This window comes from Bacillus sp. 03113, assembly GCF_006546985.1.
Taxonomy (GTDB): Bacteria; Bacillota; Bacilli; order Bacillales; family Cytobacillaceae; genus VATK01.
The window spans coordinates 287683-301392 of record NZ_VATK01000001.1 but is presented as its reverse complement, the minus strand read 5'-3'; the positions used below and the strand labels follow the sequence as shown (position 1 = coordinate 301392).

Annotated in this window: 17 protein-coding genes; 3 read left to right on the top strand and 14 right to left on the bottom strand. The window is 38.4% G+C overall.

The features are described 5' to 3' along the window. Nucleotides 1-13: 13 nt before the first annotated feature. Both FDO66_RS03110 and FDO66_RS03105 read right to left on the bottom strand, forming a co-directional pair. Nucleotides 14-1315 carry an HD domain-containing protein gene (locus FDO66_RS03110; RefSeq protein ID WP_141430938.1) on the bottom strand — a complete coding sequence of 434 codons (1302 nt, stop codon included), beginning with the start codon at nt 1313-1315 and terminating at the stop codon, nt 14-16. A gap of 115 nt (nt 1316-1430) precedes the next feature. After that, entirely contained in the window at nt 1431-1655 is a 225-nt protein-coding gene (locus FDO66_RS03105; RefSeq protein WP_141430937.1) for a YuzB family protein, read from the bottom strand. A gap of 327 nt (nt 1656-1982) precedes the next feature. Between FDO66_RS03105 and FDO66_RS03100 the strand changes: the two genes are divergently transcribed. Beyond that, entirely contained in the window at nt 1983-2693 is a 711-nt protein-coding gene (locus FDO66_RS03100; RefSeq protein ID WP_141430936.1) for an RsfA family transcriptional regulator, read from the top strand. Between the two features lie 86 nt (nt 2694-2779). On the opposite strand, the gene lipL is transcribed toward FDO66_RS03100, so the two are convergent. Both lipL and pta read right to left on the bottom strand, forming a co-directional pair. Then, nucleotides 2780-3622 carry an octanoyl-[GcvH]:protein N-octanoyltransferase gene (gene lipL, locus FDO66_RS03095; RefSeq protein WP_141430935.1) on the bottom strand — a complete coding sequence of 281 codons (843 nt, stop codon included), beginning with the start codon at nt 3620-3622 and terminating at the stop codon, nt 2780-2782. A 109-nt stretch (nt 3623-3731) separates the two neighbouring features. Next, complete coding sequence (pta, locus tag FDO66_RS03090; RefSeq protein WP_141430934.1) at nt 3732-4706, bottom strand: phosphate acetyltransferase; 975 nt, start codon at nt 4704-4706, stop codon at nt 3732-3734. Between the two features lie 261 nt (nt 4707-4967). On the opposite strand from pta, the gene hemQ reads away from it, so the two are divergent. Together hemQ and gerQ are read left to right on the top strand one after the other, a co-directional pair. Next, nucleotides 4968-5711 carry a hydrogen peroxide-dependent heme synthase gene (hemQ, locus tag FDO66_RS03085; protein WP_141430933.1) on the top strand — a complete coding sequence of 248 codons (744 nt, stop codon included), beginning with the start codon at nt 4968-4970 and terminating at the stop codon, nt 5709-5711. Nucleotides 5712-5866: 155 nt separating this feature from the next. Next, the gene (gene gerQ, locus FDO66_RS03080; RefSeq protein WP_141430932.1) at nt 5867-6364 is read left to right on the top strand and encodes a spore coat protein GerQ; all 498 of its coding nucleotides are present in this window, start codon (nt 5867-5869) and stop codon (nt 6362-6364) included. Nucleotides 6365-6714: 350 nt separating this feature from the next. Here gerQ and FDO66_RS03075 read toward each other — a convergent pair whose 3' ends face one another. The 10 genes from FDO66_RS03075 to FDO66_RS03025 form a co-directional block, all read right to left on the bottom strand. Beyond that, a complete protein-coding gene (locus FDO66_RS03075) occupies nt 6715-7086 on the bottom strand; it encodes a DUF423 domain-containing protein (protein WP_141430931.1) in 372 nt (123 codons plus the stop codon). A gap of 19 nt (nt 7087-7105) precedes the next feature. After that, nucleotides 7106-7459 carry a YwdI family protein gene (locus FDO66_RS03070; RefSeq protein WP_258535551.1) on the bottom strand — a complete coding sequence of 118 codons (354 nt, stop codon included), beginning with the start codon at nt 7457-7459 and terminating at the stop codon, nt 7106-7108. Continuing rightward, the gene (locus FDO66_RS03065) at nt 7438-8115 is read right to left on the bottom strand and encodes a uracil-DNA glycosylase (RefSeq protein WP_141430930.1); all 678 of its coding nucleotides are present in this window, start codon (nt 8113-8115) and stop codon (nt 7438-7440) included. Before FDO66_RS03065 ends, FDO66_RS03070 begins: the two co-directional genes overlap by 22 nt. Nucleotides 8116-8296: 181 nt before the next feature. Next, nucleotides 8297-9316, bottom strand: coding sequence for a thiazole biosynthesis adenylyltransferase ThiF (locus FDO66_RS03060; protein WP_141430929.1), 1020 nt, complete (start codon nt 9314-9316; stop codon nt 8297-8299). Nucleotides 9317-9580: 264 nt separating this feature from the next. Further along, a complete protein-coding gene (gene moaD / locus FDO66_RS03050; protein WP_141430927.1) occupies nt 9581-9814 on the bottom strand; it encodes a molybdopterin converting factor subunit 1 in 234 nt (77 codons plus the stop codon). Beyond that, nucleotides 9807-10271, bottom strand: coding sequence for a molybdenum cofactor biosynthesis protein MoaE (locus FDO66_RS03045; protein ID WP_141430926.1), 465 nt, complete (start codon nt 10269-10271; stop codon nt 9807-9809). The genes moaD and FDO66_RS03045 overlap by 8 nt, the downstream gene beginning before the upstream one ends. A 69-nt stretch (nt 10272-10340) precedes the next feature. Continuing rightward, complete coding sequence (gene mobA / locus FDO66_RS03040; RefSeq protein WP_141430925.1) at nt 10341-10937, bottom strand: molybdenum cofactor guanylyltransferase; 597 nt, start codon at nt 10935-10937, stop codon at nt 10341-10343. A 356-nt stretch (nt 10938-11293) separates the two neighbouring features. Next, entirely contained in the window at nt 11294-12010 is a 717-nt protein-coding gene (locus tag FDO66_RS03035; protein WP_141430924.1) for an ABC transporter permease, read from the bottom strand. Beyond that, entirely contained in the window at nt 12011-12721 is a 711-nt protein-coding gene (locus FDO66_RS03030; protein ID WP_141430923.1) for an ABC transporter permease, read from the bottom strand. Next, on the bottom strand, nt 12721-13635 hold the full coding sequence (locus FDO66_RS03025; RefSeq protein WP_141430922.1) for an ABC transporter ATP-binding protein: 915 nt from the start codon (nt 13633-13635) through the stop codon (nt 12721-12723). Before FDO66_RS03025 ends, FDO66_RS03030 begins: the two co-directional genes overlap by 1 nt. Nucleotides 13636-13710: the final 75 nt, after the last annotated feature.

The following is a 13710-nucleotide window of genomic DNA, read 5'->3' as shown; positions in this document are numbered from 1 at the left end:
TCAAATATTCCGATCATTCTATATCCAACAGCTTTCGTATCTTTTCTTTAATCTCTCGATTTATCGAGTCATCCTTGAGAAAATCAGCTGGGTAATAAAGCTTATGATCCGTTCTTCTTTTACCCGAAATCGCATCGACAATTTCCGACTCTCGTGACAATTCTCTTATATCATTATTCTTCATTAATAGATGAATTGGGAGGCGCTCTTCTTCCTCACCAGGACGATAAAAATCATACGGAAGATCAGAAGAAGAATCGACCACTAAATAATACTCTGGATCCATTCCTGCTTGTTCAAAAAGATGAGTGAGCTTTGCCAGCGTTTTATATTCCTTTGCTGGATCAACTTCGACATATTTAAATAAATTCCGATTCATAAAACGACAGCAAAGATCCCTTAAAATAGGGTCCGTTTCCTCCTGCCACATTTGAAAATAATAGAGAATAATCGATTCATCTAATTTCACATAATCTTCTAAAGTAACTTTTTCTTCAAATAATGAGTAAAAATGAATGGGATGAGATTTAAAGGCATACGATTGTTGATGCAAGTGCTTGGCTCTATGTAGAATTTGTGTAAGTATGACTTCAGCACTACGTGTAACAGGATGAAAGTAAACCTGCCAATACATTTGATAACGGCTCATGATGTAATCCTCTACAGCATGCATGCCACTTTGTTTAATGACGACTTGATCTTCTCTTGGACGCATAACTCGCAAGATTCTTTCCATATCGAAATGCCCATAGCTGACACCCGTAAAATACGCATCCCTTTGCAAATAATCCATACGATCTGCATCAATTTGGCTTGATATGAGACTCACAACAAGCTTATTTTTATACGTTTTAGCAATGACTTCTGCTACTTTCTTCGGAAAATCTTGTCCCACCTTTTGCAGAACTTGATTTACCTCTGTTTGACCTAAAATAATTTCTTGAGTAAAATTCTCATGGTCTAGATCAAATACTTTTTCAAAGGAGTGCGAAAAAGGACCATGTCCTAAATCATGGAGCAGGGCTGCACAAAGAGACAATAAGCGCTCATCCTTGTCCCATTCTGATCTTCCGTCAAAAACATCGTCTATAATCCTTCTAATAATTTCATATACTCCGAGAGAATGGTTAAACCGACTGTGTTCGGCTCCATGAAAAGTTAAATAGGTGGTTCCGAGCTGTTTGATTCTTCGTAAGCGCTGGAATTCCTTTGTTCCGATTAAATCCCAAATCACACGATCACGCACGTGGATGTAGCGGTGAACAGGATCTTTAAATACTTTTTCTTCAGCTAGTTTTTCCAACGCATACGTCATAGCTACCCTTCTTCCTTTTTCTCTTCCTTCTATTATATCGGTTTTTTTTCTGTAAAAAAGATCCATAGAAAAAATAAAAATAAAAATCACCTTATCGTTGTCGTGAAAGGTGATCTTATTTTTTCAGTTTTTTTTGTATTTTATCCATTAATTCTTCTTCCGATAAAGCAGCAACTGGCCGATTATTAACAAAAGCAAAAGTCTTTTTTCTACCTGGGCCGCAATAAGATTGACACCCAATCTCTATTTTTGCTTCTGGATCTATTTTCTTTAAAAGAGGGATTAATGTTTTAAGATTAACGGCTTGACAGTCGTCGCAAACTCGAAATTCGGTTGCCATTCCATGCCCATCCCTTTCTATTTATATCATAAACATAACATGATAATTATTTTCTAACACTAAAGGGTATTCTACAATTTCTCTCTTCTCAATGCAAGCTGTAAAATTGAAAAAAGCACAAGAAGCTTGGGGCTGATCGATAAAATTTGTCACGCTTTATGTTTTCATGTCACTAGTACATTGCCCACTTACCTTCACAGATATCTATTTTGATCTTATAAAAAAATCTACTATCCTTTTAATCCATTTGAATAATGTTTATCAAAATTGGACAACATGAAAATATCATGATGATTTACATCAATAAAATGATAGGGAGTTGAGTATATGAAAGTGCGCCAAGATGCTTGGACAGACGAGGATGATTTTTTATTAGCGGAAACCGTCTTAAGACATGTTAGAGAAGGAAGCACACAGTTAAATGCTTTTGAGGAGGTTGGTGATAAACTGAATCGAACCTCAGCAGCATGTGGATTTCGTTGGAATGCAGTAGTAAGACACAACTATGAAAAAGCTCTACAGTTAGCGAAAAAACAACGAAAACAAAGAAATAGAATGCTTGGGAAGGAACAAGGAGGAAAGAAAAAACTCTTATATTCTCCACCTGTAGCATCAGTGGAAAATTTAGATGTTTTCACACCATCTCTACAAGCGGAAACAGAAGGTTTTCATGTTGAATTTGCCGAAGAGGAAGAAATAAAACTTCCGCTATCCTACTCGGATCCTTCCGGTATAAATCTCGATATGGTTATCTCCTATTTACAAAGTCTAGGTCATTCCTATCTACAAGTAGAAGGATTAAAAAACGAGAATGAAAGATTAAAACGTGAGCTAAACGAGGTTTCAAATCGCAATAAGGTATTAGAAGATAAGCTCGCACATCTAGAAACAAATTCTGAAACCATTCAAGAGGATTATGAGACTATCATGAAAATTATGAACCGTGCCAGAAAGCTTGTTTTACTAGAAGAAGAGGAACGACCATCAACCAAATTTAAAATGGACCGAAACGGAAATTTAGAAAAGGTCGCAGAATAAAAAAAGCGAAAACATAAAAAAATTGGATCCATATCAAAAAAGGGCGGCCCAAAGCATGGGAACCACCCTTTTTTATGGCTGCATATTCAAATAGCTTCTAGTACTTTTTCGTTTCTTTCAACAACCCGTTGATAGTAAGCTTCAAATAACGGCAGTTCTTCTTCATTTAGTTGCCCAGCAAATAAATAGTTCGTTTGTTTTTGTAATGCTTGTAATAATCGAAGCATCACATCTTGCATCATTAGCTCTGTATGAAGTAATTCAGATAAGGATGCCATAACTCCAGGCTTAATGATGGGGTAATCGAATTTTGTACTTACTTCTTTTTTTCCAATGTCATAAAACTCTTTTATTAGACCTGCTCTTTTTTCACCGCTTCCATTTACACAAAGATAGATTTGCACTGCCACCCCTTTTCGTAAACGGCGTTGTGAAATACCGGCAAATTTTTTCCCATTTATGCTAAGATCATAGCTTCCCGGACAATAAGATCCAACAATTTCTTTCGCTTCTATCTCCTTATGAAAATCAGAAAACATAAGCTTGATTAACTTCCACATTGCATCATAACCACGATTGATGTCAATTCCTCGCTCATTTTCGGGTAATATTAGTGATAGATTAAGAACACCTTCATCTAACACTACCGCCAAACCTCCTGAATTTCGTACGATCACTTGATATCCTTTTTTTTCTAGATTCTTAATTCCTTCTCTTAAAAAAGGAAGCTTCGTATCTTGAATTCCTAATACAATGGTATCTCGGTGAACCCAAGACCTAGCAGTGGGAGGCACAAGCTTGGACCCTACTGAAGTACAGAGGGTATCGTCCATTCCAAAGGAATAAAGAGCGTTTACATGTATACCTGTAACCGATTGATCGATTACTCGCCATTGTTCTTGACATAATAAATCTAAGGTCTCGCTCATTTGGTACTCCTTTTGCATAAAAATCTCTTGATATTATACCATTTTAGCTAAAAAAAGAGGACCCAACTTGCTTAGCAGCTGTTATGGATCACTCTTTTTTTGCTTCTATTTATTTTAGTGATTGTGCAGCTGTAATAAGCGCCAACTTATACACATCTTCTTCGTTGCAGCCTCTCGAGAGGTCATTTACTGGCTTGTTTAAGCCTTGTAAAATAGGACCCACTGCTTCAAAATTACCAAGACGCTGAGCAATTTTATAGCCGATATTTCCCGCTTCTAGACTTGGGAAAATAAATACATTCGCATCTCCTTGAAGAGTTGAATCAGGTGCTTTTTGCTTCGCTACAGATGGAACAAACGCAGCATCAAATTGGAATTCTCCATCTATCACGAGCGACGGTTCACGTAATTTAGCTTCTTTAACCGCTTCCTCTACTTTTTCGGTTTCAGGAGATTTAGCTGAGCCTTTTGTTGAAAAGCTGAGCATCGCAACACGTGGTTTGATACTAAACATATCCGCTGTTTTCGAACTTTCAATCGCTATTTCTGCTAAATCCTTACTGTCAGGTGCAATATTGATCGCACAATCTGCAAAGACATATTTTTCGTCCTCTCGAACCATGATAAAGACACCAGAGGTTTTTGAGACGCCTTCTTTTGTCTTAATAATTTGTAAGGCTGGGCGAACGGTATCAGCTGTTGAATGAATAGCTCCGCTCACAAGTCCATCTGCTTTATTAGTATAGACGAGCATCGTCCCAAAATAATTTTCATCTAATAAAATTTTACGCGCTTGTTCCTCTGTCGCTTTTCCTTTTCTTCTTTCCACAAACTTTGCAATTAGTGTATCCATTTCAGGATAATCATTCGGATTCACAATTTCTGCAGACTCTAATGAGATGTTTAATTCGCTTGCTTTCTTATGTATGTCATTTGGATTCCCGATAATAACTGGGATTAAAATATTCTCATTCCCTAAACGTGCAGCAGCCTTTAATATTCGCTCATCTGACCCTTCTGGAAAAACAATCTTAATCTTTTTTCCACTTACCTTTTCCTTTAATCCAATAAATAAATCGCTCATAAATTTCCTCCTTTGATATTTTCACTATAAGGTAACGAACTATTATTGTATGTCTTATGATGATCATCCATTAAAACTACTTACAATTACATTCTTTTTTAGAAACACATGCTACATGATTCCCTATTTTTTGCGCTGTATTCCTTCACTCCTATTTTATCAACAAGTTTGTCATCCTTCCAAGTTTTATTCACACGTTGCATGGCTAAACTATGATATAGTTGTGTTGGGTTTATAAGTACATATATAGGAGTGATTTAATTGAGTGAAGCAGCAAAAACGCTAGAAGGCTGGTATTCTCTGCATGATTTCCGTTCAATGGATTGGACAGCATGGAAACGACTATCAAGCGATGAGCGTCAGGCAGCCATTCATGAATTTTTAGCGCTGATTGAAAAGTGGAACCACACACAAAATCAAAAAGAAGGCAGCCATGCTTTATATACAATCGTTGGGCAGAAAGCCGATTTAATGTTCATGCTTTTACGTCCAACACTTGAAGAGCTAAACGACCTTGAAAATGAGTTTAACAAAACGACGCTAGCTGAATATATGATACCGGTTCATTCCTATGTATCTGTGGTTGAGCTGAGCAACTATCTTCCATCCAACCAAGATCCATATCAAAATCCAGAAATTTTAGCGAGGTTATATCCAATTTTACCAAAAGCGAATCATGTATGCTTTTATCCAATGGATAAACGACGCCAAGGTGAAGATAATTGGTACATGCTTCCGATGGAAGAACGACGCAGTTTAATGAGAAGCCATGGTATGATCGGAAGAAAATATGCAGGTTTAGTCAAACAAGTGATTACAGGATCAGTTGGATTTGATGATTATGAATGGGGAGTAACCCTTTTTGCCGATGATGCTTTGCAGTTTAAAAAGCTTGTTTATGAAATGCGTTTTGATGAAGTAAGTGCACGGTATGGTGAATTTGGCGCTTTTTATGTAGGAAATCTTCTACAAGAAGAACAAATTAGTCCATTTTTAGCTTTATAATAACGACATAGAGGACGATCCCAATACGTTTGGATCGTCCTCTTTTTCTGCTCTCAAAAGTCATATTCAAATTGCCTCCTTCATAAAAATGGAATAGTGAGTATGTTCATTTCTATTTACAATTACGATCTATCGTTATTAAGGAGGAAAACAAATTGAGTCAATCAAATTATAAACCAGCTGTAGATTACTATAGTACCTATCCTTATTACTACGGTTATCAGCCTTATTATGGAGTGGATGCCAGGCAAGCTCCTACTTATGGAACTCAGCCTGGATACCCTCAACCGACGCCTGCTGCTCCTGCAGCCCCAGGTGCTCCAGGTGCTCCAGCTGCCCCTGCTGCAGCTCCAGAAATACCAGGAATGCTTCCGCTTGAGCAGTCCTATGTTGAGAACATTTTAAGATTAAATAAAGGAAAGCTTGCTACTGTATATTGCACCTTTGAAAATAATCCAGAATGGAACGCAAAAATATTCAAAGGAATCATCGAAGCGGCCGGAAGAGATCATTTAATATTGAGCGATCCTCAAACAGGCATGCGTTATTTAATTCTGATGGTCTACTTAAATTATGTTACGTTTGAAGAGGAAATCGAATATGAGTACCCATTTGGTTCAGCACCTGGAATGGCTTCATATTCTCCGAGGTAAAAAGAAAAGCGGAAGCGCCTTGATCAGCCCTGAAGAAAAATGTTCTCATGAATCAAAAAGTGTTTTTTACTTTTAGAGGCATGAGGTTATTTTTCACAAGGGCTAGGCGCTGGAGCTAGACAATTAGAAAAGCGGGCGATTAAAAACGCCACGTCCTGTGGCAACATCGGCACTAGTATCCTGTACGTCGGAAGCGCCTTAAAATGTTTATTTGACGCTAACTGAATAAGAATTTTATGAGGGATATCTACGAAACTGGGAACAATATCTGCGAAAATTTATTTTTATCGGTAAAATCCTCATCTGCACACTAAAAAATGGAACGAGGCAAACTGCCTTCGTTCCATTTTTTATAATCCTTTCATAGCTGCAATAATCAGTAAAATCCATGCTGCTAAAAAAGAAAGTCCTCCTAATGGGGTGATCGCCCCTAGTATTCCAATTTTCGTTAAGCTTAATACGTAAAGGCTTCCTGAAAATAATATAATTCCAATGAGCATAAGCCATCCGGACCAAGTCAATAAACTACTCGCAGGCAGTTTCCCAAGAAGCACACCAATAATGAGCAAACCGGTAGCATGAAACATTTGATACGTGACACCCGTTTTCCAAATATCGATATACTTTTGTTCTAGCTTTCCCTCTAAACCATGAGCACCAAAAGCCCCTAACGCTACGGATAAAAAGGCATTGATTGCTCCTATGATAATGAACGTTTTCATTTACTCTCTCCCCTTTGAACTAGAAATCTAATAAGGAGTCACCATTTACACCCTTTTCAATTTCTATTTTCTTTGGCTGCAGCATCTGAGAAGTCGCAGCAGGATTCGGAACAGCACTCGAGGTCGTCCATTCACTAGCTTTTTCAATTAAAACAGCCTGATCTTCAAGAATAAGTTCACATAGAGACTTAATTGTATGCACTCTCTCACGAATCACATTTTCTGAGTGACTGTTCTTTGCCTCAGCTACTTGTTCTTCTATTTTTAAAAGAAGCTTTTGAATCGAAATATTCATTGTTTCACCTCTTTTCAGGAAAAGCGCAAGCGCCTTGATCAGCCCCGCATGATTGGCTAAATATTTTCTATTTGCCAATCGATCTCCTTTTCCCCCCATTTGTTTAACTGAGCATTTACTTTCGAAAACGGCTTGCTTCCAAAAAATCCTCGATAAGCAGATAGAGGGCTCGGATGAGGAGAGGTGATAATGCAATGTTTACGTTGATCAATGAGCTTTCTTTTTTCTCCTGCAGGACGTCCCCATAATAGAAAAATGACCGGCTTTTCTCTTTCATTGATTTTTTCAATGACTTTGTCGGTAAACATTTCCCAGCCAGCACCTTGGTGAGAATGGGCTTGGCCTCTACGAACAGTAAGGACGGTGTTTAATAGAAGCACACCTTGCTTTGCCCATTTAATAAGGCTGCCATTATTTGGAACATTAAAGCCAAGATCATCATGCAGCTCTTTAAAAATGTTACGTAAAGAAGGGGGTAAATCAACACCTGGTTGAACAGAAAAGCTTAATCCATGCGCTTGACCTGGTCCATGGTAAGGATCCTGCCCTAATATGACCACCTTAACATCCTGATAGGACGTATAATGAATCGCATTAAAAATATCGTAAGCATCTGGATATATGGTTTGTTCCGTATATTCTTTCTTCAAAAACTCTCTTAATCCAAGATAATAGTCCTTCTTAAATTCTTCCCCTAAAACCGTGCTCCAATCATTATGGAGTATCTCCCTCATGATGAATTCCTCTTTCTTCGTATAATCAGAAATTTATAGCTGAAGTTAGATTACTGTCTAGCTCTAGCGCCTAGCCTCTCGAGGTCAAAAGCCGCTTCTAAATTGAAGGCAAAAAACCCCTTCTATTCAAAAGCATCTTTTGCTTGTCGGGGCTGACCAAGGCACCTCCGCTTTTCTTATCTTAGCCTAGTATTTTCTGATAAATTGATTTTGCTTGTGTTAAATCCTTTGTTCCGTGAATTAAGGCTCGTCCATCGTTAAAAATGACAAGTCGTTGTTGATCTATTTTAGCTGATATTAAAAAAGGATTTCCCTTTACTTCAAAGCCCAGCTGCTTCAGCTGACCTGATAAATCCTCTAGCCTAACAGACAACGTTTTGGGCGGGCGTATTTGGACAGTCTCCCTTCCACATAGTACCGTAGACTTTGTTCGGTTCTCAATATCCAAATAAGGGTAGGTGCGATGACTGCCGCATGATAAGCAATTTGGATCCTTTGCTCGTGATACTTTCATGCTAGTATATTGGTTCTGCCATAAATCAAAGCTAACAAAGGATGTACGAATGGCGTCGTAATCTTCAGCTAAAATTTTCAAGGCTTCAGCCCCTTGATGGGCCACCACCATTTGAACGGCTGGTGCAATAATCCCCCCGGTATCACATGTCATCCCTTGAATGGGAATAGCTTTCAATAAGCAATGGAGGCATGGGGTTTTGCCTGGAATGATGGTAAAGCTCATTCCATAGCTTCCGACACATGCCCCATAGATCCAAGGGATACCTTGTTTTTGAGATAGATCATTGATTGCCATTCTCGTTTCGAAATTATCCGTTCCATCCAAAATCAGGTCGACATCTTTAGCAAGCTCTTCTAAATTTTCCAGAGAAGCATCCCCGACGATTGCTTTTATATGAACATCCGAATTAATTGTTTTTAACCGCTTTTCAGCCGCTATTGCTTTCGGCAGCTGCTCCTTTGCATCCTGCTCCGAATATAGCTGCTGCCTTTGCAAATTGCTCTCTTCCACATAATCCCGATCGACAATCGTCAGCTTTCCAACTCCCGATCTCACTAGCATCTCAGCACTTCCTGACCCGAGAGCTCCTGCTCCAATAATGAGCACATGTTTTTCTCGAAGCTTCTGCTGCCCTTGTGGGCCGATGGGAGCAAATAACTCCTGCCTTGAATAACGCTCAGACACGATGTCACCTCTATTTTTTATTTTGGCTGTTTTCGTATAGATTTTTGCTTTTAAACGCGCAGCCTGCATACACTTCGCTTTCCGTGGGCGAGCGTCAAGCCTCCTCGTCGCATACGCTCCTGTGGGGTCTTGCCTTTCTCGCATTCCCACAGGAGTCTACGTGTATGCAGGCCGCTCCGAAACGTTTCTCCCAATGTTTTTCTGTCAAAAGCAACAAACTTTGAGAAAACGGCCTTTATTTTTACTAACATGACGAAAGGGAAATCAACCGCCACTTACTGGAGGAATAAACGCAATTTCATCACTCTCTTGAATCACATCTTGATCCATGGCAAATTCCTCATTAATAGCGGTCATCGCTGAATTAAGCTGAATAGAAGGATAGGTTTCAATCAAAATCTTTTTTACTTCCGAAACGGTTTTACCTTGTACATCCATCACTAGCTTTTCTTCTCCGACAGTTTCCTTTAAATGGGCGAAAAATAAGATCTTATTCATGCAAATCCTCCTCTTTTGGTTTCCCCTTTGGATAAGCTACGGTTTCAAGCTGATTGCCGATCCATTCCTCTCCGTCCTCCCAATGTTCTTTTTTCCATATAGGGACGATTTCTTTAATACGTTCAATCGCATATCGGTTCGCTTCATAAGCGTCGGCACGATGTGAGGTGGATACGGCGATCACTACAGCTACATCCGTAATTTCAAGCTTCCCCACTCTATGCGTAATGGCGACCTCAGCTCCTGACCAACGTTCCTTTATTTCTTTACCGATTTCTTCAAGCTTATGAACTGCCATTGATTCATAAGCTTCATAAACAAGAAATAATGTTTTCTTCCCCTTTGTAAGTTCGCGGACTGTACCGATAAAAGTGGTAATGGCACCCGCATTGCGCTGAACGACCTTATCGATCACTGTTTGAATTTGGATCGGTTCCTTTGATATGGTAAAATTCATTGCTTCACCTCATTTACGACATTCTAGCATAATCGAAGCATGTGTTAAACCGGTTAGGACTGCTCATCGTCAGAGCTTATCTATCGACAAAGCATTTTGATAATCAGTTGGATTGTTCATATTAAAAAAGTATTTTTCGATCCGTTGAATTCCCAACCTTTCAAGCTCTGTTTCCGTCACTAGTTTATGCTGAATTTTCTGCAGCAGCTGCTTCATACTTCGCTTATTCTCTTTTACAACTTCCTCTATAACACTTAGTATATCCTTTCTGTAAGCAGCAAATAAAGGATGAGTGTACTCGTTTATTTGAGGTACAGCGGCTTGTACATGATCGAGCTGAAGCAATAAATATTTTCCAATTTCAGCAGATGGAAAAGGCATATCACAAGCAACAATCAGATTTCGACTGGTTGGCGACTCTCGCAGCCCTGCATGAATGCCTCCGAGCGGTCCTATTTCTGACCAAGTATCCTTAATCAAAGGAAGCTGCAAAAAACGATACTCCTCTGGTTGGTTTGTCACAATCACAACATGTTCTGATAAGCTCGAAAGCTCTTCAATAATGCTTTCAATAACGGTCATACCATTTCTTAATTCCAAAAGAGCTTTATTCTTCCCCATCCTGCTCGATTTTCCACCCGCTAAAATGATGACTGATCCAATCAAAAGTCATTCCCCTTCCAACCCTTTGCCTATATACATTGAACTTATCATATTTTTAGGTGTTAATAAAAGGAGATTATTTGTCCAAATTTTGAGAATTTTAAAAGAAAAGTAGAAGTAAATATTCTTCATTTATTGTGAAAGCGGCATCTTTCTTTTCGAAACCGCCTACATACTGATTGAAAGCGGCTACTTTATGTAAATAAGTAAACTTGTATTATGAAAACGGCTACCTTTTCCTTGAAATCGGATACATATCATTTGTAATCGCCTTCATTTAATTTGAAAACTGCTGTACCCAAGTTGGAACTTCATACCGACCTGATAACTACAAAAAAACATCCTCCAAATGGAAGATGCTAAATTTCTTTTCTTTGAAAATACACAAGTCCAGATAGAAAAAATAAAAGGAAGCCGCCAATAATCACGATAAAAAGCGTTTCAGAAGATACATTAAAATTCATGATACCCTCTCCTCCGCTACTTGGGGTCATCGCAAGAAAAGGCTGTGCCCAAGGGTAAAATGGAGCGTATTTTTCTGAATTTACAATCAGTATATTTGGCAGGGTAAAAATCACATTCACTGCGAGCGGCGCGGCAAAGCTTGACCAAGCAACGGAAACATACAATTGCAGTGCAGCAAGAGGCATGCAGGCAATCCACCCTCCAATTAGACCTTTTAATATCATCTCCCATGGAATATCTCCGCTATAATGTCTAACATGGCCGACCAACATTAAACCAAGCAAAAATAAGATTTGAGTAATCGCTAATAATCCAAATACGATCAATAGTTTAACGATATAAACATTCCTTCTTGAAACAGGCAAGGCGAGCAGCTGCTTCCACCCTCCGCCTATATGCTCAAATCTGCAAACAAAGGCAGAAAAAACACCTGTTAATAATGGTAAAAAAAGGACCGCATGAACTAAGGTCATGATGGCATACGCGTAACTCCAATCTTCCTGATCCCCAAATGCAATCGTTAATGATGCAAGTATGGGACTGATAAATATTAATAACCAAATTGTTGATTTTTTCATTTTTAAAAATTCAGAACGAAAGATCTTGACCATCTATTTTACATCCTTTCTAACAAAGTCCATTAAACCGAGCAAATAAACAGCCAAACCTGTTACAAGTCCTGCTATTACAGAATAGATTGGACCACCCCAGTCATTAATAAGCGTTGGCCATTTATATGGCATCCAGTCAGGCATTACTGTTGAATAAAGTGACAATACAGTTCCTACTATTCCAATCGTTAAAGAAATGGCTTGGTTTTTCATGATAATGGAAAGCCAAATTTGCAAAGCAATAAAAGGCATGATCGCTAAAAATGGATAGTAAGATATTTTTAACAATAGAATGATTGGAAAGTCAGTTCCAAATTTTAATGCAATCCCTAAAATGATTGTTCCCAACAGAAGCAAAGTAGAAGAAGCAAACAATAATAGGGCAGCTAAAGAAAACTTTCCTGTGAAAATCATCTTTTTTGAAATAGGTAATGCAATCAGCTGCTTCCATGCATTGGTTTGATGCTCTATATTCGCAATCATAGATGCCACAATCGTTAATCCGAGCATTAATGCAGGCATAGCCATAGCTTGAACGTTTTCAAGAAGCCCCTTCCATAAGTCATCTTTATAAAACTGCGTTAAATAATCGTATCGTATTCCAAAGTTGAGTGCTTCCAAACCAATAACGCCAAATGGACCAAAAAAGACAAGAAACCAGATCATTTTTTTACGGATTTTAATCAAATCAGAAACTAAAATACGTCCCATTACAAGCTGTTCTCCTCTCCAACGAAATCAAGGAAAATGTCCTCTAATGATTTTTTCTCTTCCTCTACACGGTAAATCGAGATTTGATGTTGAACCAATTTTTCAATAATTGAAGCAATCACTTGATTCTCAACCGTATTAAACATCAATTGATCATCCATTCGTTCTGCTTGAATCCCTTTTGACAATAGCATTCTCCATGCTTCTTCAGGGTCATTGACAGTGATGCTGATTTTTTCCTTTGATTGATGTCTTAGCTTTTCAATCGAATCTTGAAATATCAGCTGACCCTTCGAAATAATTCCGACATCCGTTGCCATTTGATCGATTTCAGAAAGCAAATGACTGGAAACAACAATTGTCATCCCATATTCCTTTGGCATGCTTTTGATCAATTCTCGAATTTCTAAAATTCCTGATGGGTCGAGTCCATTGGTCGGCTCATCTAAAATCAATAGCTCAGGGTTGCCTAATAGAGCAGCGGCAATCCCTAAGCGCTGCTTCATCCCTAAAGAAAATCCTTTGACAGGACGTTTCGCTTCCTTCGTTAAACGAACAATTGAAAGTACTTCCTCAATCCTTGATTTCGGAGCATTTAATAGCACTCGGATAGCTTCTAAATTTTCATAAGCCGTTAAATGCCCATAATAGGAAGGATATTCGACTAAAGAACCTACCTTTTTTAATACAGAAAGCTTTTCCTTTTTCATATCCTTGCCAAAAATATGAATCGAACCCTTTGTCGGCTTCGCAAGTCCAAGAAGCATACGAATCGTCGTTGTTTTCCCCGCTCCGTTTGGACCTAAAAAACCATAAATTTCTCCTTTTTTAATTTTCAAATTAACGTTTTCCACCGCTTTTCTTAATCCAAATGACTTCGTTAACTGATTTGTTTCAATAATATATTCACTCATTTCCTTCACCTCGTTTTCAATATTAAAAGATAAAGGTTAAATGTAAGGGTAAAGGAAGTTTAAATTTGGGTTAAA